Origin of the sequence: Pseudonocardia alaniniphila (assembly GCF_022524485.1) — a bacterium.
Taxonomy (GTDB): domain Bacteria; phylum Actinomycetota; class Actinomycetes; order Mycobacteriales; family Pseudonocardiaceae; genus Pseudonocardia; species Pseudonocardia alaniniphila.
The window spans coordinates 72,569-91,053 of the sequence record NZ_JAKXMK010000015.1 but is presented as its reverse complement, the minus strand read 5'-3'; the positions used below and the strand labels follow the sequence as shown (position 1 = coordinate 91,053).

At 72.4% G+C, this 18,485-nt stretch carries 17 protein-coding genes; 7 read left to right on the top strand and 10 right to left on the bottom strand.

Annotated elements, in window-relative coordinates; all coding sequences use genetic code 11:
• Positions 1 to 16 precede the first annotated feature (16 nt).
• The gene (locus MMF94_RS18175) at positions 17 to 1,183 is read right to left on the bottom strand and encodes an FAD-dependent oxidoreductase (RefSeq protein ID WP_241038078.1); all 1,167 of its coding nucleotides are present in this window, start codon (positions 1,181 to 1,183) and stop codon (positions 17 to 19) included.
• A 62-nt stretch (positions 1,184 to 1,245) separates the two neighbouring features.
• Here MMF94_RS18175 and MMF94_RS18170 point away from each other — a divergent pair, with 62 nt between their 5' ends.
• Entirely contained in the window at positions 1,246 to 1,842 is a 597-nt protein-coding gene (locus tag MMF94_RS18170; protein ID WP_241038076.1) for a TetR/AcrR family transcriptional regulator, read from the top strand.
• Here the strand turns inward: MMF94_RS18170 and MMF94_RS18165 are convergent.
• The 4 genes from MMF94_RS18165 to MMF94_RS18150 form a co-directional block, all read right to left on the bottom strand.
• Entirely contained in the window at positions 1,817 to 2,251 is a 435-nt protein-coding gene (locus MMF94_RS18165) for an SRPBCC family protein (protein ID WP_241038074.1), read from the bottom strand. The two genes, MMF94_RS18170 and MMF94_RS18165, sit on opposite strands and share 26 nt — an antisense overlap.
• Positions 2,248 to 2,577 (bottom strand): ArsR/SmtB family transcription factor, encoded by a 330-nt coding sequence (locus tag MMF94_RS18160; protein ID WP_241038072.1) that lies wholly within the window; start codon positions 2,575 to 2,577, stop codon positions 2,248 to 2,250. The genes MMF94_RS18165 and MMF94_RS18160 overlap by 4 nt, the downstream gene beginning before the upstream one ends.
• 93 nt (positions 2,578 to 2,670) lie before the next feature.
• Positions 2,671 to 4,263, bottom strand: a complete 1,593-nt coding sequence (locus MMF94_RS18155) for a bifunctional 3'-5' exonuclease/DNA polymerase (protein ID WP_241038070.1) — start codon at positions 4,261 to 4,263, stop codon at positions 2,671 to 2,673.
• A complete protein-coding gene (locus MMF94_RS18150) occupies positions 4,260 to 5,822 on the bottom strand; it encodes an FAD-dependent oxidoreductase (protein WP_277398757.1) in 1,563 nt (520 codons plus the stop codon). The genes MMF94_RS18155 and MMF94_RS18150 overlap by 4 nt, the downstream gene beginning before the upstream one ends.
• A gap of 69 nt (positions 5,823 to 5,891) precedes the next feature.
• Here MMF94_RS18150 and MMF94_RS18145 point away from each other — a divergent pair, with 69 nt between their 5' ends.
• The gene (locus MMF94_RS18145; protein WP_241038068.1) at positions 5,892 to 6,728 is read left to right on the top strand and encodes an LLM class F420-dependent oxidoreductase; all 837 of its coding nucleotides are present in this window, start codon (positions 5,892 to 5,894) and stop codon (positions 6,726 to 6,728) included.
• A gap of 153 nt (positions 6,729 to 6,881) precedes the next feature.
• Here MMF94_RS18145 and MMF94_RS18140 read toward each other — a convergent pair whose 3' ends face one another.
• Complete coding sequence (locus tag MMF94_RS18140; RefSeq protein ID WP_241038065.1) at positions 6,882 to 8,393, bottom strand: MFS transporter; 1,512 nt, start codon at positions 8,391 to 8,393, stop codon at positions 6,882 to 6,884.
• Positions 8,394 to 8,547: 154 nt separating this feature from the next.
• Between MMF94_RS18140 and MMF94_RS18135 the strand changes: the two genes are divergently transcribed.
• Positions 8,548 to 8,889 (top strand): BlaI/MecI/CopY family transcriptional regulator, encoded by a 342-nt coding sequence (locus MMF94_RS18135; protein ID WP_241038064.1) that lies wholly within the window; start codon positions 8,548 to 8,550, stop codon positions 8,887 to 8,889.
• Positions 8,890 to 8,904: 15 nt separating this feature from the next.
• Positions 8,905 to 9,810 carry a M56 family metallopeptidase gene (locus tag MMF94_RS18130; RefSeq protein WP_241038062.1) on the top strand — a complete coding sequence of 302 codons (906 nt, stop codon included), beginning with the start codon at positions 8,905 to 8,907 and terminating at the stop codon, positions 9,808 to 9,810.
• A gap of 21 nt (positions 9,811 to 9,831) precedes the next feature.
• On the opposite strand, the gene MMF94_RS18125 is transcribed toward MMF94_RS18130, so the two are convergent.
• The 3 genes from MMF94_RS18125 to MMF94_RS18115 form a co-directional block, all read right to left on the bottom strand.
• Positions 9,832 to 10,731, bottom strand: a complete 900-nt coding sequence (locus MMF94_RS18125; RefSeq protein WP_241038060.1) for a prenyltransferase/squalene oxidase repeat-containing protein — start codon at positions 10,729 to 10,731, stop codon at positions 9,832 to 9,834.
• Between the two features lie 46 nt (positions 10,732 to 10,777).
• Positions 10,778 to 11,848 carry a fatty acid desaturase family protein gene (locus MMF94_RS18120; protein WP_241038058.1) on the bottom strand — a complete coding sequence of 357 codons (1,071 nt, stop codon included), beginning with the start codon at positions 11,846 to 11,848 and terminating at the stop codon, positions 10,778 to 10,780.
• A 101-nt stretch (positions 11,849 to 11,949) separates the two neighbouring features.
• Positions 11,950 to 12,699: a GAF and ANTAR domain-containing protein gene (locus MMF94_RS18115; RefSeq protein WP_241038057.1), complete on the bottom strand. Its 750-nt coding sequence runs from the start codon at positions 12,697 to 12,699 to the stop codon at positions 11,950 to 11,952.
• 377 nt (positions 12,700 to 13,076) lie between these two features.
• On the opposite strand from MMF94_RS18115, the gene MMF94_RS18110 reads away from it, so the two are divergent.
• Entirely contained in the window at positions 13,077 to 13,811 is a 735-nt protein-coding gene (locus MMF94_RS18110; RefSeq protein WP_241038055.1) for a GAF and ANTAR domain-containing protein, read from the top strand.
• A 185-nt stretch (positions 13,812 to 13,996) separates the two neighbouring features.
• Here MMF94_RS18110 and MMF94_RS18105 read toward each other — a convergent pair whose 3' ends face one another.
• Positions 13,997 to 14,980 carry a zinc-binding dehydrogenase gene (locus MMF94_RS18105; RefSeq protein WP_241038053.1) on the bottom strand — a complete coding sequence of 328 codons (984 nt, stop codon included), beginning with the start codon at positions 14,978 to 14,980 and terminating at the stop codon, positions 13,997 to 13,999.
• A 128-nt stretch (positions 14,981 to 15,108) separates the two neighbouring features.
• Here MMF94_RS18105 and MMF94_RS18100 point away from each other — a divergent pair, with 128 nt between their 5' ends.
• Together MMF94_RS18100 and MMF94_RS18095 are read left to right on the top strand one after the other, a co-directional pair.
• On the top strand, positions 15,109 to 16,497 hold the full coding sequence (locus MMF94_RS18100; RefSeq protein ID WP_241038052.1) for an ATP-binding protein: 1,389 nt from the start codon (positions 15,109 to 15,111) through the stop codon (positions 16,495 to 16,497).
• Positions 16,490 to 18,454 (top strand): vWA domain-containing protein, encoded by a 1,965-nt coding sequence (locus tag MMF94_RS18095; protein WP_241038051.1) that lies wholly within the window; start codon positions 16,490 to 16,492, stop codon positions 18,452 to 18,454. Before MMF94_RS18100 ends, MMF94_RS18095 begins: the two co-directional genes overlap by 8 nt.
• Positions 18,455 to 18,485: the final 31 nt, after the last annotated feature.

The window sequence follows — 18,485 nt, the reverse complement described above, 5'->3', positions numbered from 1 at the left end:
TTGCCTCGGACGAGGGTCATCCGGGCTCGGCGTCGAACCGGAACTGCGCTGCCAGCGCCCGCGTGGCGAGAGCCTGCGGGACGGACCGCAGCACCGTGTCCCGTAGGCGCGCGCGGGCGCCGGTGAGCCGGAGCACCCGGTTCATCCGGCGGGCGGCTGTCTGCAGGTCGACCGTGCGACGGTGCCGGCGGGCGGAGTAGGCGAGCAGGACTCGGGGCACGTCCGCGGGGCCCGCGTCGGCGAGCTCGTTCCCGAGGGCCACAGCGTCCTCGAACGCCTGGCAGGCGCCCTGCCCGAGGTCGGGGGTCATCGCGTGGGCCGCGTCGCCGAGCAGGGCCACCCGCCCGATGGCGAACACCGGAAGCGGCCGTGCCAGCTGGGACGTCTCGACCACGTGCACGCCCTCGGGCGGGGTCGCGTCGATGAGCGCGGCGACGCTCGGGTGCCAGTCGGCTCGGCGGCTGCGCAGCCAACGGTGCCGTTCGTCCGCCGTGGCGATCGCGGCTCCGTCCTCGGCGCTCGCCAGCCAGGCCGAGTACCAGTAGACCCCGTCGGCCATCGGAAGGCAGCCGAACCGGTCACCGGTGCGGTGGTCGAGCAGCTCGCCGGCCACCATCGGCACGTTCGCCGGCGTGACGGCGGCGATGGCCCGCGCGGCCTTCTCACCGGATCCGGCCAGGCCGGGATGACCCGGAAACAGTGTTCCCCGGAGCCTGCTGCCGGCGCCGTCCGCGACCACGACGGCGTCGGCCCGCAGGTCCGCCGCCCCACCGAGCTCGACGTGCGCCCCCGCGTCACGCACCGCGGTGACCGCGCAGCCGGTGCGGATGGTGCCGGCGGGGAGCGCCTCGGCCAGTAGACCGTGCAACCACGGCCGGGGCACGGCCACGAACGGTGCGCCGACGTGCGCGGCCATGGCGACCTGGTCGGTTGTGAGCAGGGGGCGGCCGTGCCGGTCCCGCAGGGCAGCGCCACCGTCGAGCGGTACGGCACGGGACCGCACGGGCTCCCCGAGCCCGAGCGCGTCCAACGCCAGTACCCCGTTGGGCGGGAGGCCGATTCCGGCGCCGGTCTCCCGGGGCTCGGGCGCTCGCTCGAGCACGGTGACCTCGTGTCCCGCCCGGTGGACGGCGAGTGCTGCCGCCAGCCCGCCCAGGCCTGCTCCGACCACAACGATGTGCATCCGTAGCCCCCTCTACGCTTGTAGAGACGGTACCGCATAACGTTCTACGCGAGGTAGAGGAATTGAGCGATCGACGCACGGAGATACTCGACGCCGCGCTGCACGTGCTGGCGGAGCAGGGCATGCGCGGCCTCACCCATCGCGCGGTCGACGCCGCCGCCGGCATCCCGCCTGGAAGCACCTCGTACTACTTCCGCAGCCGCTCCGCCCTGGTCGCCGGGTGCGTCGAGCGGCTGCTGGAGATCGACATGCTCGTCGACCTCCCATTCGTGCAGTCCGGAGCTACGGACGTCGTGGGCCTTGCGGAGGTGCTCGCCTCCGTCTGCGTCGCGATGGTGACGCGGGAGCGGTACCGCACCCTGGCTCGCTACGAGCTGACCCTCGCGGCCGTGCGTGACGAGCACCTGCGCGCCGAGCTGCAGCGGGGTGGCGACACGATCCGCCGCCTGGCCGCGGACCTGGTGCGACCCCTCGGAGCGGCGGACCCCGACCGATCGGCCGACGAGCTGGCAGCCACGCTCGACGGCCTGATGCTCACTGCCCTGATACGGGGTCCGCAGGACGAGCCGGTGCTGACCGCGTGGTTGCGCACGGCGCTGGAGCGGGCGCTGCGGGCCCAGCCCGGGGTGGGGTTCAGAAGATCTTCTCCAGGCGGCTGATCCACTCCTCCCAGCCCTCCCGGAGCGTGTCGTAGTACGAGGGCTCGAACTCGGGACCGGTCCAGCTGTTGGTGATCGTGACCTCGGTACGGCCCGGTTCGACCTCGCGGAACGTGACGGTCACCGTCTCGTCGCTGATCTGGTCCGCGGGCGTCTGCGAGTGATGGGTGAAGGTGAAGGCGATCCGGGAGTGGGGCTCGAGTGTCAGGTACTCGCCGACGAAACCGTTGACGCTGCCGTCCGCCTCGTGCAGTTCGATGCGGTAGCGACCGCCGACCCGCACGTCGGCGTCGACGACCGTGGCGTACCAGCGGCGCATCTGGTCAGGCTCGGTCCACGCGGAGTAGAGCGTGGCGGGGCTCGCCGCGATGGTGCGGGAGACGGAGACCGTGTGCGGGACGAGGGTCATGGGCTTTCCTCCGTTGGCGTGGTGACGAACGCTTCGAGGGCGTCCAGGCGGCCCGTCCAGAACTGCTCGTAGAAGCGCAGGTGGTGGGTGGCCGCAGCGAGCGGCGCGGGATCCAGGCGGCACACGTGCCGCCTGCCGTGCACGGTGCGGCGCACCAGCCCGGCCCGCTCCAGCACCTTGACGTGCTTCGACGCGGCCGCGAGAGAGATCGGATAGGGGGCGGCGAGCTCGGTGACCGTCTGCTCGCGCTCCGCGAGCCGTCGCACCATCGCCCGGCGCGTCGGGTCGGCGAGGGCGTGGAAGACCTCATCGAGTCGTTCAACCACTCGGTTGAATATAGAGAGCCGGACGGAGAATCGTCAACCATTCGGTTGAGCTTTTCTCGATGCGCGGGGCCGCCACCGGCGCGGCGGCGTTGGTCAGCGCTCGTCGTAGCTCTCGACGATCCGCGGGTGCATCGGGAACTGCACCGGCGACGCGCCGAAGAGCCGGCGGCCTGCCGTCCTCGCTGCGGCGCGGACGGCTGCCGCGGTCTCCTCGGCCGCCTCGGCAGGCACGTGCAGCAGCACCTCGTCGTGCTGGAAGAACACCAGCTGCGCCGGGCTGCCGGCCGCCCGGAGTGACAGCCGCAGCTCGGCCAGCAGCACGAGCGCCCACTCGGCCGCGGTGGCCTGCACGACGAAGTTGCGGGTGAACCGGCCACGCGCCCGTGCGGCGGCCGGTTGCTCGTGGCCCGGCCGTGCCGGCGGGCAGGTGCGCCCGAGGTGCGAGCGCACGAGCCTGCCCTCCTCGCCCGCTTTCGCGGCGTCCTCGACGTAGGCCATCGCCGCCGGGAACCGCTTGCGCAGAGTGGCCAGCAACGTGCCGGCACCGCCGGAGGTCTGTCCGTACATCGCCGAGAGCAGCGCGAGCTTGGCCGTGGCGCGTTCGCCGCCGAACTCGCGGACGGAAAGCGCGGAGTACAGGTCGTCCTCACCGGGGGCGAGCGCATGGTCGCCCGACAGTGCCGCCAGCACGCGGGGCTCGAGTTGGGCGGCGTCGGCCGCGACCAGGCGCCATCCCGGATCGGCGCGCACGGCCGGGCGAAGGGCACGCGGGATCTGCAGCGCACCCCCACCGCGGGTGGCCCAGCGGCCGGACACGACACCGCCGACCACGTACTCGGGCCGGAACCGGCCGTCGGCGACCCAGCTGCGCAGCCACGACCATCCGTGTGCGGAGTGCAGCCTGGCGAGCTCCTTGTACGCGAGCAGAGGCTCCACGGCCGGGTGGTCGATCTGCCGCAGCTCCCATGACCGGGTGGTCTGCAGTTCGTAGCCGGCCCGGGCGAACGCGCGCATCACCTCGGCAGGCGAGTCGGGGTTGAGTGCGCGGCCACCGAACGCGGCGACCACCTCGTCGGCGAGCGCTTGCACCTTCGGCGGCCGGCCACCGAGAACGGGGCGGGGGCCGAGCAGATCGGTGAGCAGCCGGTCGTGCACGTCGGCCTGCCACGGGAGCCCGTGGCAGGTCATCTCCTCGGCCACGAGCATCCCGGCCGACTCCGCTGCGGCCAAGAGCCGCATCCCCGGCGCGGCCGCGGCGAGGGCCTGCTGCTGCGCGGCGTGTACGGCCACCAGGCCGGCCAGCTCGTCGGTAGCCGCCGTGGTCTCGAACAAGGCCGGCGGACCGTCGTCCGCGTCGGGCGGGTCGGGCTCGGGCGGGCGCCCATCGAGCCGGGCGAGCGCCGCGGCGAGCCCGTGCGGATCTCCGAAGCGGCCCGCCGCTCCCACGAGAAGCCCTTCCACCAGCTCGACGTCATGGGCGCGTGCCACCTGTACCCCGGCGGCGAGCAACCGCCGATAGGTGCGCGCTCGCGCCACCACCCACCGCGGAGCGTTGTCACGCTCCATGTCGGCGACGCGGGCCAGCGGCCCGAGCGTCTCCGGGGATCCGAGCGGCGCGCCGTCGTGGTCGAGCCGCTGGATCCGGGCCGGGCCGTCGCGCGGCCCGGGGTCGAGCGCGATCCTCATCCGCGCCACGCGGCGGAGCGGCGAGGTAGCAGCCCGGCGAGCAACCCGCGCTGCGGCACGCTCAGGATCTGCTCCGGACCGGCGTCGACCTCGGCGAGCACGTCGTTGGCCGCCAGCACTCCCGACGCCGATGCGCGCTCCATGAGGCCGGTGAGGAAGGGCGTGTCGACGAAGTCGCCGGCCACGCGGATCCCGCGGGCGTCTCCGCTGACCGTGGGCCTGGCGCCGGCACCGCCCGGCGGGAAAGTGGGGGCCGTGGCCTCGTACCGCTGCTGGAGATGCGCCACAGGCGCGTCGCGCGTCTCCGGCCACAGCGCGGCGAGCTCGGCGCGCATGCGAGCGGTGGCGGTGTGGGCGTCGGGTGCGGAGCAGGCGTAGGAGTGCAGCTCCAGCACCGCCCCGCCGGTGCGTGCCGCCCACTCGGCGCACGGCTGCTCCAGCCGGGAGTAGACGGTGACCGAGTCGAGCGTGGGTTCCCGGCTGACCGCGTTGAACACGGGACGTTCGGCTGCGACGTCGGAGCCGAGCCAGAGTCGGGTGACGGCGAAGGGCGGGGCCAGGGGGAGCGCGGCCGCCTTCCTCGCCAAGCGCGGCGCGGCCTCGGCGGCGCGCGGTGACGCCGCGAAGAGGCTCCGTAGGGCACCCGGGTGCACGGCCAGCACCAGGTGGCGGGTGTCGAGCGTGGAACCGTTGGAGAGCTCGACGCGCCAGCGATGGCCGTCGGCCGGAACGATCGCGCTCGCCGAGGTGGACGTGCGGACCTCCGCACCGCGCTTCTCCAGCAGGGCCTGCAGGGGCTCCCAGATGCAGGTGAGGTGGTCGGCGACGGGTGCGTCGAACGTGATGCCCTCGGGGTTGCCGAGGAAGTAGTAGTGGAACATCGCGATCAGCTCGGCCGAGGACAGCGCCGCAGGCTCGGCGAAGAACGACCGTGCGAACGCCTCGAAGAGCATCGCCAGCGCGCGGTCGGACATCCGCAGACCGGCCAGGAACTCCGCTGCCGGTACGGCATCGAACAGCGCTGTGGTGCGCTCGCGGTCGTAGGCGAGCAGCTCGGCCGCCAGCGCCTGCCGGGAGCCGAGGAGATCGCGCAGACCCAGGCTGGGGGAGCGGGCGAACAGCGTGAGCAGGTTGAGCGGGGGCGCCCCGGGCAGGCCCGTGAGCTGCTCGGGCGGGTACTCCCGGGAGATCACCGGATAGCCGCTGACCGGACGAAGGAAGCTCAGCTCCGGGTCGATCCGGCGCAGCACGGAGCGCCACGTGTAGTAGTGGCGGAAGAAGGCGTGGAAACCGTGCTCGACCACCTGCTCCGTGCCGTCGGGCAGGGTGTGGGGCCACGCGCCGAGGCGACCGCCGAGCGTGGGTGCGGCCTCCAGCAGCGTGACCGCCACGCCGCGTTCGGCGAGCACGACCGCGGCTGTGACTCCGGCCACCCCGCCGCCGACGATCACCGCCTCGGTACCGGCCGGGGCGTCACGCGGAAGACGCGTGTCGGCGGGCACGACCACCCGCGGACGCATCCGCAGCGGAGCGGCCCGAGTGGTCAGCTCTCGGTTCACGGCGTGACCCTATGCGCCGCCACCGACAGTGCCCGGAATGCGCCGGGACGCGGCGCGGTTGGCGCGGACATGACGGTAGAACTCGGGCGGTACGGAATCTGGCGGGGCGCGACCGGGCTCAGCCCTGATCTTGCGTCGGAGGTGGAAGCGCTGGGTTACGGCGCCATCTGGATCGGCGGCTCGCCTCCCGGGGACCTCGCCCTCGCGGAGTCGATGCTCGCCGCAACGAAGCACATCGCCGTGGCCACCGGCATCGTCAACATGTGGACGACCCCCGCCGAGGAGGTGGCGGCGTCCTACCACCGGATCGAGGCGGCGTACCCCGGCCGCTTCCTGCTCGGGGTGGGGATCGGACACCCCGAGGCGACCACGGAGTACCGGAAGCCCTACGACACGATCGTCGACTACCTCGACCGCCTCGACGTCGCGAAGGTGCCGGTGGAGGGCCGCGCGCTCGCCGCGCTGGGGCCCAAGGTGCTCGCCCTGTCGGCCGAGCGGACGGCAGGTGCCCACCCGTACCTGACCACGCCGGAGCACACCCGTGAGGCGCGGAAGATCCTCGGTGCGGGCACGCTGCTCGCGCCCGAGCACAAGGTCGTGCTCGACACCGACCCGGAGCGCGCCCGCGCCATCGGGCGTCCCGTCGTCGCGAAGCCCTACCTCGGCCTGCGCAACTACGTGTCGAACCTCAAGCGGCTGGGGTGGAGCGACGAGGACGTGGCCGACGGCGGAAGCGACCAGCTGATCGACGCTCTCGTCGCCCACGGCGACGCCGACGCCGTGGCCGCTCGGCTCACCGAGCACCTCGACGCGGGTGCCGACCACGTGTGCGCACAGGTGCTGCCCCACGCCGACGACCCGCTCCCCGCCCTGCGTGAGCTTGCGGATGCGCTGAAGCTCCGTTGATCCGCACGAACTGACATCTCACGAGGCCGCCGCCCGCCGCGCCCGGCACGCGGCGGCCTCCGTGTTCTCGCACGTGGCCCCGGCCCCCTGACCGCGCTGCGCGCGAGCGGGTTCCCGACGGCGCCGGATCGGCCTTGATCGGCCCTGATCGGCTCAGTCGCACGCCTGCTCCGCCTGGGGGCACACCTGCGGGGCGACGACACCACAGTGCGGATAGTCCTCTACCGGCACCCGGTGCGAGACGCCGTCATCGGTCTGATCGGCTTCCGTGGCCCGCAGCGGGCTGCGGACCACCGCGAACGCCAGCAGCGACGCCCCCGCGAGCAGGGCCGCCCCGATCACCATCGAGGTCCCGAACCCCTCATCGAGGGCTGCGGGGTCGGCGTAGTCGTCACCCCGGATGCCGGCGGCACCGGGGATCACGGCCACTGCGAGCAACCCCGCTGCCCTGGCGACCGCGTTGTTCACGCCCGACGCCGATCCTGCGTAGCGGTCCGGGGCGCTGTCGAGCACGGTGGCGGTCAGCGGCGCGACGGTCAGCGCCAGGCCGGCGCCGAAGACGACCACGGCGGGCAGGACATCGGTCAGCCATGTCGCGTCGGCACCGATCCGCAGCATGAGCAGCAAGCCTGCCGCGCTGATCAGCGGACCGATCGTCAGCGGCAATCGGGGGCCGATCCGTCCGGCGAGGGCTCCGGCGCGTGCGGAGCACGCCAGCATGATCACCGTGACGGGCAGCAGGGACGTGCCCGCCGCGAGCGGGCTGAAGCCGGCGACGGTCTGCAGTTGGAGCACCAGCAGCAGGAACACCACGCCGTTGGCGGCGTAGATCAGCAGCGTCACCGCGTTGGTGGCGCTGAACGTCTGGTTGCGGAACAGCTCGGGTGGCACCAGCGGGTGGTGCGAACGCCGCTCCACCAGTACGAACGCGATCAGCGCCAGGATCCCGACGGCCAGTCCGACGATCAGGTCCGGCGTCGCGCCGCGTTCGCTGAGCCCGGTGAGCGAGTAGGTCAGGCCGGCGAGGCCGAGCACGGCGAGCGCCGTGCCGGAGATGTCCAGGCCGGGGACGGACTCGGTATCCCGGCTCTCCGGTACGTGCCGCAGCGCCACCACGACGACGAGCACGGCCAGCGGGAGGTTGATGAGGAACACCGCCCGCCAGTCCCACTCCACGAGCCAGCCACCGAGAAAGGGGCCGATGGCGCCTGCGATCCCGCTGAGGCCCGACCAGGCGCCGACAGCAGCGGCCCGGTCCGGTCCGTGGAACGACGCCGAGATCAGTGCCAGACTTCCGGGCGTGAGGAGCGCCCCGCCGATGCCCTGCAGCGCCCTCGCCACGATGAGCGTCTCGACGTTCGGGGAGAGACCGCACAGCAGCGACGCCACCGCGAACCACACGACGCCGATGACGAAGATGCGGCGACGGCCGAAGTGGTCACCGAGTGACCCGCCGAGCAGGATCAGGGAGGCGAGGGTGAGCGTGTACGCGTTGACGGTCCACTGCAGGGCGACGAACCCGGCGTCGAACTCGGCGCCGATGTGTGCCAGCGCCACGTTCACCACGGTGCTGTCGATCATCGCGAGGCTCGATCCGAGCACCGTCGTGAGAAGCACCCATCGGCCCCGCGCCGTGCCCATACGGATGCCGCCTGCCTCAGCCATGACCTCAACTATGCCTTCGGCTTCGAGAGCCGAGTGAGGTCGGCCACGGGCCGTCGCATGGTCGTCGACATCTGTTGCCCGGGGGTAAAGACTCGTTGTGGAGATCCCCAGATGGAGGTCCCCGGAAGCCTTCTACCTGAAGTAGAATGGATGAGTGCCGACACTGGGGGAACTGGAGCGGGCCGTGATGGAGACCCTGTGGTCGGCCAGCGGACCTGTCACAGCGCGCGATGTGCAGGAGGCTCTGGCCAGCCGCGACCTGGCCACCACCACGGTGCTCACGGTGCTCGGGCGGTTGGAGCGCAAAGGCCTCGTCACCCGGGAACGGGAGGGCCGGGCTCACCGCTACCGGTCGGTGGCCAGCCGTGAGGATCACGTGGCCGAGCTCATGCGTGACGCGCTGGACGCGGCGCCGGACCGGGGGGCTGCGCTGGCCCGCTTCCTCGGCACGATCGCCGCGGACGAGCGTGCCGCTTTGCGCAAGCTGCTCGACTGAACCAATCTGCTACCGATGACGCTTACCGCGCTCGGTCTGCTCGTGCTCGGCGTGCTCCTCGCCGAGCCGGCCAGCAGAGCGCTCGCAGCCGCCCACTGGCCTGCGCGCGACCCCGTCGGCGCCCTGCTCGTCTGGCAGGCGGTCGGGCTCGCCGGCGGGCTGGCGTTGCTCGGCTCCGGCGTGGTGTACGGCCTCTCACCGCTCGGGCCGACGCTGCCGGTCGCCGCGTCCGGGGCCTTCGACGCACTGGCGGTCGGCGAGGTTCCCCGGGCGCTCACGCTCGTCCATTTCATCGCGTTGCTGGCGGCGCTGGCGCTGGCGCTGCGGCTGCTATGGGTGCTGGCGGCGGTCGCCGTGCGGACCGTGCGGGCCCGCCGCCGCCACCGTGACCTGCTCGACCTGCTGGGCACGCCGTGGCCCGCCGTCCCCGGTGCACATGTGCTCGACCATCCGATTCCGGTCGCGTACTGCCTGCCCGGCCTGCGGTCGCGGCTCGTGCTCTCCGCCGGGGTCCTCGACGTCCTGGACCCACCCGCCGTGCAGGCCGTGCTCGCCCACGAGCGGGCCCACCTGCGGGAGCGTCACGATCTCGTGGTGCTCCCGTTCGTCGCGTGGGGGGCCACGGCGCCGTTCATCCGCGGGATGGTCTGTGCGCAGCTGGCGGTGGCCACGCTGATCGAGATGCGTGCCGACGACGTGGCAGCAAGCTCGGTCACCCCGCACGAGCTGACGGGGGCGCTGCGGACGATGGGTGGTGCCGCTCCGGCGGCCGCTCTGAGCTCCTTCACCGACGGGCTGAACGACCGGCTGGGCCGGATCACGGCCCCGCCGCCGCCCCTGCCGCCCGCGGTCCGGGTGCTCGTCCGGCTCGTTGCGGCCGCGCTGGTGGCGCTACCCACGGCCTTGCTGCTCTGCCCCTGACCAGGCCCGTCCCCGAGCGGCTCAGGCCGGCCCGTTCGCCCGCAGCACCGTCACCGCCGAGACCGTGGCGTGACCGCGCCAGTCGAGAGCGCCGGCGGGCGAGAACTGCGCGTAGTCCACCCGCCAGCCGCCGTCGTCCTGCTGGGCGGCGGCGAGCCGATCCAGATCCGCGGCGACGGCCTCGGACGCGAAGAGGGCTCGCACCAGGCGTCCCGGCACAGGAGCGATGTCCAGCGGACGGATCACCTCGTTCGCGGTGCCACCCTCGACCGGGATGACGCCGCTCGCCGGCACATGGACGCCGAGCTTCTCGACGAGAGCGGCGGCAGCGGGCTCCGTGTCGTGCACGCCGTCGAGGAACCGCAAGGCGAAGGCGAGCACGAGCGCGTGCGGGACATCGGTCATCGTCTGGATGGCATCGAGGCAGTACCGCGTCGCCGCCGCGAGCCACGGATGCGCGGCGACGGCCGGATCGTGCCGGGCCACCTCCAGCGCGACGGCGGCGACGATCGCGGTGATCTGCAGCGACGACGTCCGCGGGTCGGCCTGCGCCCACCACGTCGCCGTCCCCGCCGGATCGCTCACCGGAAGCGCGAAGGGCAGGCCGCCGTCGGCGAGCGAGACCGACTCCAGCCAGTCGCACAGCGCGGCGGCGCGGGGCGAGGTTGCCGGCCCGATCTCCGCGAACACCTCGAAGGCGTGCAGTGCCGCCCCCGGCTGGCTGGTTCCCGACCGCAGGTCCGGTTCCAGTCCCCAGCCGTACCCGCCGTCGGCGTTGCGGTAGGCCTCCAGCGCGGCAAGGGCGGCCTGCGGCGCGCCCTCACCGAGCATCAGCCGGAACCTGTGGCGGTCGAGCGGGCGGGCGTGGGTCGCCATGAAGTCGCGGGCAGCGGTGAGGTCGATCGTCGGATGCGAAGTCATGGGACGAGCCTCGCGTTCCGCGCGGCGCGTGTCGTGAACGTTCCGGTCACCCGCGCTCTGCGCGCAACGGCGCGCTGGCGCGGCGCAGCTGTCCCAGCGCCTCCGCCCAGGACCGCACCAAGCTCGTCTCGTGGTAGGGCACCCCGATCTCGGAGCAGAAGCTCCGGACGATCGGGCGCGCGCGGCGCACGTTCGGCGTCGGCATGCTCGGGAACAAGTGGTGTTCGATCTGGTGGTTGAGCCCGCCCATCGCCACGTGCAGCAGGCCGTCGGTGAAGGAGCCGCCCCGCACGTTCCGCGAGGTGATCACCTGCTTGCGCAGGAAGTCCAGACGCTCCTCGGGCATCGCCATCCCCTTGTGGTTGGGCGCGAAGATCGAGCCGAGGTACACGCCGAACAGGGCCTGGTGCACCACGAAGAAGCCGATCGCGAGAGCCGGGGGGAGCACGACGAACAGGGCCGTCAGATACCCGACGGCATGCGCGGCCAGCAGGCAGAGCTCCAGCCTGCGGCCGCGCACCGTCGCGCCGCGCTCACCCAGCAGCCCCCGCACGCTGCTCCTGCGTAGATCGATACCGGCCAGGGTGAGCAGCGGGAAGAACAGCAGCGCCTGGTGGCGGTTCACGAACCGGGTGATGCCGCGGGCCGCCGAGGCCTGCTCGCCGGTCCAGGCCAGCGCCCCCGCCTCCACGTCCGGGTCAAGTCCCTCGTGGTTGGGGTTCGCGTGGTGGCGTGTGTGCTTGTCCATCCACCAGCCGTAGGACATCCCGATGCCGAGGTTGCCGAGCAGCCTGCCGGCGATCACGGCGGGACGCCTGGTCCGGAAGACCTGCCGGTGCGCCACGTCGTGGGCGAGCAGCGCGACCTGTCCGTACACGACGGCGGCGACCGCGGCGACGAGCAACTGCCATGGCGAGTTCCCGAGCAGGACGAACGCGGCGATCGTCCCGGCGATCAGCGCGCCGACGAGGAGGAAGCGGATGACGTAGTAGCCGGGCCGGCGATCCAGCAGACCGGCGGCGGCGACCCGGCGCGACAGTTGCGCGTAGTCGCTCCCGGACCGCAGTGATCCGTCGGGCAGCGCGGTGTCGTCAGGCAGGGCCGTGTCGGTGGTCATGCGGCGAGCCTGCGCGGGCGCGGGCTGGATGATGAGCCGGTGCGCCCCCGGATACCGGTGGGGTGTACCCCCGTGCGGTCCTGGTGCGGACCGCAGGGGCGCTACCCGGTGCGGGGCGCGTCGAGCGCGCTGAGCTCGAGGTCGCCCTCGACGATCCGCCGGGCGACCTCGCTGATGCGCTGGTTGCGGTTGCGGGAGTGGCTGCGCAGGCGCTCGAAGGCCGCGCTCATGGTGAGCCCGCCGTGCTGGGCGAGCACGCCCTTGGCCTGTTCAATGATCACGCGGCTGTTCAGGGCGGTCTGGAGCTGCTCGATCAGCACCTCCCCGCGCCGGACCGCTCGTTCCTGGAGGATCGCCACCGTGGCCACGTCGGCGAGCGCCTGGGCCAGCGCCAGGTCGTCGTCGGGCAGCGCGGCGGGCTCCCAGCGGAAGAGGTTCATCGCGCCGATCGCCGTGCCACGCAGCCGCAGCGGGACCGCGTGGACCGATCTGTAGAGCCGCCGCGTCCGCATCGCCTCGGTGAGCGCAGGCCAGCGGTGGTCCATCTCGGCGAGGTCCGGTACGGCCACCGGGCTCGACGTGCGTACGCACTCGACGCAAGGGCCGTCGTCGGCCTGGAGCTGCAACAGCTCCATCTGGCTCACGTCCTCGTCCGACGAGGCCACGACCTGCAGGAAGCCCTGGGAGTCGGCCAGGAGGATGCCCACGGCGTCGACGGAGAACAGCGTGCCGCAGTGGCCGACCAACTGGTTCAGGAGATCGACGATGTCGTAGTCGTCGATGAGGGCGTCCGCGAGCCCGACGAAGGCCTTGCTCAAGAGCCCCTCGCGGCCACTGATCGTTTCACTCATCGCCCGTTTCTCCTTGCCCAAGAACGCTCTCGGACCAACCCCTGTCCGGCATGTCCGGATCATCGTCAGAACGGCTGACACTACTTCCTCGCCAGACCTTTCGAAAACATTACAAGGTCCGTTGGTATACGGATCGAGGAAGGTACCCGAGATCGGGTCGGGCGCCGAATCCGAGCCAAATACTATCGATTCCGAGATCGAGCTACGCAGTGGCCTCGCCGCTGCGCTCCGCTGCCTGGACCAGCCCGTTTGTGGCGTTCGTGTCCACCCGGGTCATCTGTCCGTGGGACGAGTGACGTACCGTGCTGGTCCACAAGCGAGCTCCGTCCGAAAGGGAACACGGTGGCAAGCCCATCGAGTGGCGTCTCGTGCAGCGGATGAGTGGCCCGGCCGACGGTCAGGTCGGCCCGGTGACCCGGGCGGTGCTGGCGGGCGCCGGAACCGTCCGCGACGACCGTGACCTCGCCGAGCGGGTCTGCCGGGCATGCCTGACCGGGCAGGACGTCGACGGGGCGGCGCTCATGCTGCGGCCGGCGAGCGTCGCGCGCGAGATGCTGTGGGCCAGCGACGGCACCGCCACCTTGCTCGACGAGCTCGAGTTCAGCCTCGGAGAAGGGGCCTGCACGGAGGCCGCGGCGTCCGGTCGTCCGGTGCTCGTCCCGGATGTCTGCGACACCGCCGATGCATGCCGCTGGCCGGTCTTCGCTGCCGCGGTCGTCGAGCGGACCCCGGCAAGGGCCCTTTTCGCGCTGCCCCTCCAGTGGGGTCCGGTCAACCTCGGCGTGCTCCACCTGTACCGCCGGACGCCGGGGTCACTGCCGCCCGACCAGCGCGGGGACGCGCTGCGCGCCGCGAGCGCCGCCACGTCGATGATGCTCGGATCCCGCACCGACCCCGGTGACAGCCCGTGGCTCGACGCCGGGATCGGGAACCGCGCGGAGGTCCACCAGGCCACCGGCATGGTCCTGGCGCAGCTCGGGATCAGCGCCACGGAGGCGCTCGCGAGAATGCGCGCCCATGCGTTCAGCGAGCAGCGGCTGCTCACCGATGTGGCCCACGACATCGTGTGCCGGCGGCTGCGGTTCACCCCCGATCCGTCCTCATTCGACTGAAACCGATCGGGCGGGTGAAGTACGGAACCGGCACACCTGCCGACGGGCTCGACAGCAACGAGAAGTGATGCTGCGGAATGCGTCACCCGACGGTTCTTCAGGGAGTGGTGCAGTTCCCCGGCCCGGCCACGGACCGTGGTGCCGGCGTGACTGTCGATATCCGCCGGATGGTGATCACATGATGATCACGGGGTGAGCACGACCTTCCCCGTCGTGGCCCGTTCCTCCAACGCGGTATGAGCCTGTGCTGCGTCGGCGAGTGGGAACGGTGGATTCACCACCGGAACCAGCCGGCCGGTTGCGGCCTCGGCCAGGGCGCGGGTCTCGAGCCGGCGGAGGCCGCCGGAGCGGCGCAGCATGCGCGGCCCGGTGACCCACACGATGGACAGGCTCCCCGCCACGACGTCGGCGGTGGTGAACTGCGTGGGCTCGCCGGCCGACCAGCCGAACATGACGATCCGGCCTCCGACGTCGAGCATCTCCAGCCCAGCCCGGCCCACCTCGCCGCCGACGCCGTCGAGCAGCAGCGTCGGCTTGCGCTCGCCGAGTGCGGCGAGGAGTTCGTCACGCCAGCCCGCCGCCCGGTAGTCGACGGCGACGTCGGCGCCGAGCGCCCGGACGCGTGCCACCTTGTCCGGCCCTCCGGCCAGTCCCGCTACGGTGGCGCCCGCGGAACGCGCGGCCTGGACGAACAGCGTCCCCAAGCCGCCCGCGGCCGCCGGAACCAGCACGACGTCCTCGGCGACGATCTCGGCGGCGTCGAGGATTCCCAGCGCCGTGCGCCCGGTGCCGATCATCGCGACCGCCGCCTCGGGGGTGAGGTTCTCGGGCAGCGGGTGCAGCGCAGCGGCCGGGGCCAGTGCCAGCTCGGCGTACCCGCCACTGGCCATCCCCAGGTGGGCCACCACCTGGCGTCCCACCCAGCTGGGCTCCACGCCGGGCCCCACGTCGGTGACGACGCCCGACACCTCACGGCCCGGTGTCATCGGCAGCTGCGGCGGCGGGAAGGGGCCACCCGTCATGCCTGCCCGGATGAACGTGTCGAGCAGGTGCACGCCGGCGGCGGCCACCCGGACGAGCACGTGACCCTCACCGGGTACGGGATCGGGGACCTCCTCGAACCGTAGGTTGTCCGCCGGTCCGAACTCGTACTGCCGGATCGCCTTCATGATTCTCCCTCACGTCCAGTGACCTGCAGCGATGACCGTAAGATCTGAACTCGACTTGAGGTCAAGATCGGGCTTGGGGTCTCGTGCCCACGCGCGGAGGGTGTGGATCGCGGCGTAACGTTGATTACGTGTCCCATGATCTTCCCCGCACCCTCGGTGCTCTCCGGGCGTCCGGCCACGAGCTTCGTGGTGTCAAGGACGAGATCCGCCAGAACCTCCTCCTCGCGCTCCGGGACGGGCGCGACCCGTGGCCCGGCATCGTCGGCTTCGAGTCGACCGTTCTCCCGCAGCTGGAGCGCGCACTGATCGCCGGGCACGACGTCGTGCTGCTGGGCGAGCGCGGCCAGGGCAAGACTCGGCTGCTGCGTTCCATCGTCAACCTGCTCGACGAGTGGACCCCCGTCATCGAGGGCTCCGAGCTCGGCGAGCACCCCTACGACCCCATCACCCCCGCGTCCCGTCGGCGTGCCGCCGAGCTGGGCGACGACCTGCCCGTCGCGTGGCGTCACCGCGACGAGCGCTACACCGAGAAGCTCGCCACCCCCGACACGGCCGTCGCCGACCTCATCGGCGACGTCGACCCCGTCAAGGTCGCCGAGGGCCGCTCGCTGGGCGACCCCGAGACCATCCACTACGGCCTCGTTCCCCGCGCCCACCGCGGGATCGTGGCGATCAACGAGCTGCCCGACCTCGCCGAGCGCATCCAGGTGTCGCTGCTCAACGTGATGGAGGAGCGCGACATCCAGGTGCGCGGCTACACGCTGCGCCTGCCACTGGACGTGCTTCTGGTCGCGTCGGCCAACCCCGAGGACTACACCAACCGCGGGCGGATCATCACCCCGCTCAAGGACCGCTTCGGGGCCGAGGTCCGTACCCACTACCCGCTGGAGCTCGTCGACGAGATCGCCCTGGTCGGGCAGGAGGCCGAACTCTCGGCCGAGGTGCCGCGACACCTGATCGAGATCGTCGCCCGGTTCACGCGGTCGCTGCGCGAGTCGAGCGCGGTCGACCAGGGGTCGGGTGTGTCGGCGCGGTTCGCCGTCGCCGCCGCCGAGACGGTCGCAGCGGCCGCCCTGCGCCGGGCCGCGATCACCGGCGAGGAGCGCGCCGTGGCGCGTCCGGTCGACCTGGAGTCGGTGCCCGCCGTGCTGCGGGGCAAGCTCGAGTTCGCCTCCGGCGAGGAGGGGCGCGAGTCCGAGCACCTGGAGCACCTGTTGCGCCGGGCCACCGCCGACACCGCCCGGGCCCGTCTGCGCGGCATCGACCTCAACCCGCTCGCCGAGGCCGTCTCCGGTTCGCCCGTGCGCACGGGGGAGCGCGTGGCCGCCCACGAGGTGGTGGCGGCGTTGCCCGGTGTCGAGGTCCTCACCGAGGTGGCGAAGCGGCTCGACGCGGGCGGGACCGAGAACCCCGGCCCGATGGCGAGCGCCGCCGAGCTTGCCCTGGAGCTGCTGTTCCTCACCCGGCGCCTGGCCAAGGACGAGTCCGACGACGGTGACACGGTGAGCTATGGCTAGACGCGACCGCCGTTACGCCTACGGGCCCTACATCGACGGGCCCGATCCGCTCGCCCCGCCGGTCGACCTCCGGGCCGCGATGGACGAGATCGGTCGCGACGTCATGGAGGGGGCCTCGCCGCGTTCGGCACTCCAGGAACTGCTGCGCCGCGGCATGGAGAACCGGCGTGGGCTCGACGAGCTCACCCGCGAGGTCTGGCAGCGGCGCAGCCGGCTGCAGCGGGAGAACCGGCTCGACGGCACGTTGCAGGAGGTCCGCGAGCTGCTCCGGCGAGCCCTCGACGCCGAGCGCGACACGCTCGGGCGCCAGGACACCGACGACGCGCGGTTCCGCGAGATGCAGCTCGACGCGCTGCCGTCCGACACGGGCGGTGCCGTGCGTGAGCTCGACTCCTACGACTGGCAGTCCAGCGACGCCCGTGAGGCCTACGAGGAGATCCGCGACCTGCTCGGCCGCGAGATGCTCGACCAGCGCTTCGCGGGCATGAAGCAGGCCCTCGAATCGATGCAGCAGAACGCCGACGTCGCTCAGGCCGCGGTCGAGCGCATCCGGGAGATGCTCGACGACCTCAACAACCTGCTCGCGAACCACGCGGCCGGACAGGACACGGGCCAGCAGTTCCAGGAGTTCATGCAGAAGCACGGCGAGTTCTTCCCGGAGAACCCGCGCAACACCGAGGAGCTCGTCGACCTGCTCGCGCAGCGGGCGGCGGCGGCCCAGCGGATGCTGAACTCGATGACGCCCGAGCAGCGGGCCGAGCTGATGGAGCTCTCGCAGCAGGCCTTCGGCGACCCGCGGCTCGCGCAGGCGCTCGCCCAGCTCGACGCGCAGCTGCAGGGCCTGCGGCCGGGCGAGGACTGGGACGGGCAGGGCCGGTTCCGGGGCGACAACCCGCTCGGCATGGGCGAGGCGACCCGTGCGATGGAACAGCTCGGGCAGCTCGACGCGCTGGCCGAGCAGCTCTCGCAGAGCTACCCGGGCGCGCGGATGGAGGACATCGACCTCGACGCCCTCGGCGAGCACCTGGGCGACCAGGCACGGGTCGACGCCCGCGCGCTGGCCGACCTGCAGCGCGAGCTGGAGCGCCAAGGCCTGTTCGAGCGGGCGCCGGACGGGTCGCTGCAGCTGTCGCCGAAGGCGCTCCGGCGTCTCGGTGAGGCGGCGCTGCGCGATGTGGTGGACAAGATCGGCGCCCGGCGCGGGGAGCGTGAGACGCACCGGTCCGGCGCGTCGGCCGAGGCCACCGGGGCCACCCGGCCCTGGGCGTTCGGCGACACCGAGGCGTGGAACGTGCCGAGGACGCTCCTCAACGCGCAGCTGCGTCAGGCGGCCGGGGACCCACGGGTGCTCGACGTCACCGACGTGGAGATCGTCGAGACCGAGCAGCGTTCCCGCGCGGCGGTGGCGCTGTGCGTCGACACGTCGTGGTCGATGGTGCAGGACGGGCGCTGGGTGCCGATGAAGCGCACGGCGCTCGCGCTGCACCAGCTGATCTCCACGCGCTTCCGTGGCGACGACCTGAAGCTGATCACCTTCGGCCGGCACGCCCGGTCGGTGGAGCTGGGGGAGCTCGTCGGGCTGGAGGGTGTGTGGGAGCAGGGCACCAACCTGCACCACGCGCTGCTGCTCGCCGGGCAGCACCTGCGCCGCAACCCCGACGCACAGCCCGTCGTCCTCGTCGTGACCGACGGCGAGCCCACGGCACACCTCGAGCCCGACGGCGAGGCGCTGTTCCACTGGCCACCGAGCCGGGAGACGCTGCGGGCCACCGTGGCCGAGATCGATCGGCTCACCGGGCTGCAGGCGTCGTTCACGTTCTTCATGCTCGGTGACGACCCGCGACTGGCGGCCTTCATCGACGACGTGGCCCGCCGCTGCGGCGGACGAGTGGTCGCACCCACGCTGGACGGTCTCGGCGCCGAGGTGGTGTCGGACTACCTGCGCACCCGTCGCTGACCGGCCCCGGGGCTCACCGATCCACCGGTGA

Bases quoted from the DNA above. Each gene is read 5' to 3' on its own strand.
- MMF94_RS18175 (WP_241038078.1), bottom strand. From the start codon at position 1,183: ATGCACATCGTTGTGGTCGGAGCAGGCCTGGGCGGGCTGGCGGCAGCA.
- MMF94_RS18165 (WP_241038074.1), bottom strand. From the start codon at position 2,251: ATGACCCTCGTCCCGCACACGGTCTCCGTCTCCCGCACCATCGCGGCG.
- MMF94_RS18155 (WP_241038070.1), bottom strand. From the start codon at position 4,263: ATGAGGATCGCGCTCGACCCCGGGCCGCGCGACGGCCCGGCCCGGATC.
- MMF94_RS18145 (WP_241038068.1), top strand. From the start codon at position 5,892: ATGACGGTAGAACTCGGGCGGTACGGAATCTGGCGGGGCGCGACCGGG.
- MMF94_RS18140 (WP_241038065.1), bottom strand. From the start codon at position 8,393: ATGGCTGAGGCAGGCGGCATCCGTATGGGCACGGCGCGGGGCCGATGG.
- MMF94_RS18130 (WP_241038062.1), top strand. From the start codon at position 8,905: ATGACGCTTACCGCGCTCGGTCTGCTCGTGCTCGGCGTGCTCCTCGCC.
- MMF94_RS18125 (WP_241038060.1), bottom strand. From the start codon at position 10,731: ATGACTTCGCATCCGACGATCGACCTCACCGCTGCCCGCGACTTCATG.
- MMF94_RS18120 (WP_241038058.1), bottom strand. From the start codon at position 11,848: ATGACCACCGACACGGCCCTGCCTGACGACACCGCGCTGCCCGACGGA.
- MMF94_RS18115 (WP_241038057.1), bottom strand. From the start codon at position 12,699: ATGAGTGAAACGATCAGTGGCCGCGAGGGGCTCTTGAGCAAGGCCTTC.
- MMF94_RS18110 (WP_241038055.1), top strand. From the start codon at position 13,077: ATGAGTGGCCCGGCCGACGGTCAGGTCGGCCCGGTGACCCGGGCGGTG.
- MMF94_RS18105 (WP_241038053.1), bottom strand. From the start codon at position 14,980: ATGAAGGCGATCCGGCAGTACGAGTTCGGACCGGCGGACAACCTACGG.
- MMF94_RS18095 (WP_241038051.1), top strand. From the start codon at position 16,490: ATGGCTAGACGCGACCGCCGTTACGCCTACGGGCCCTACATCGACGGG.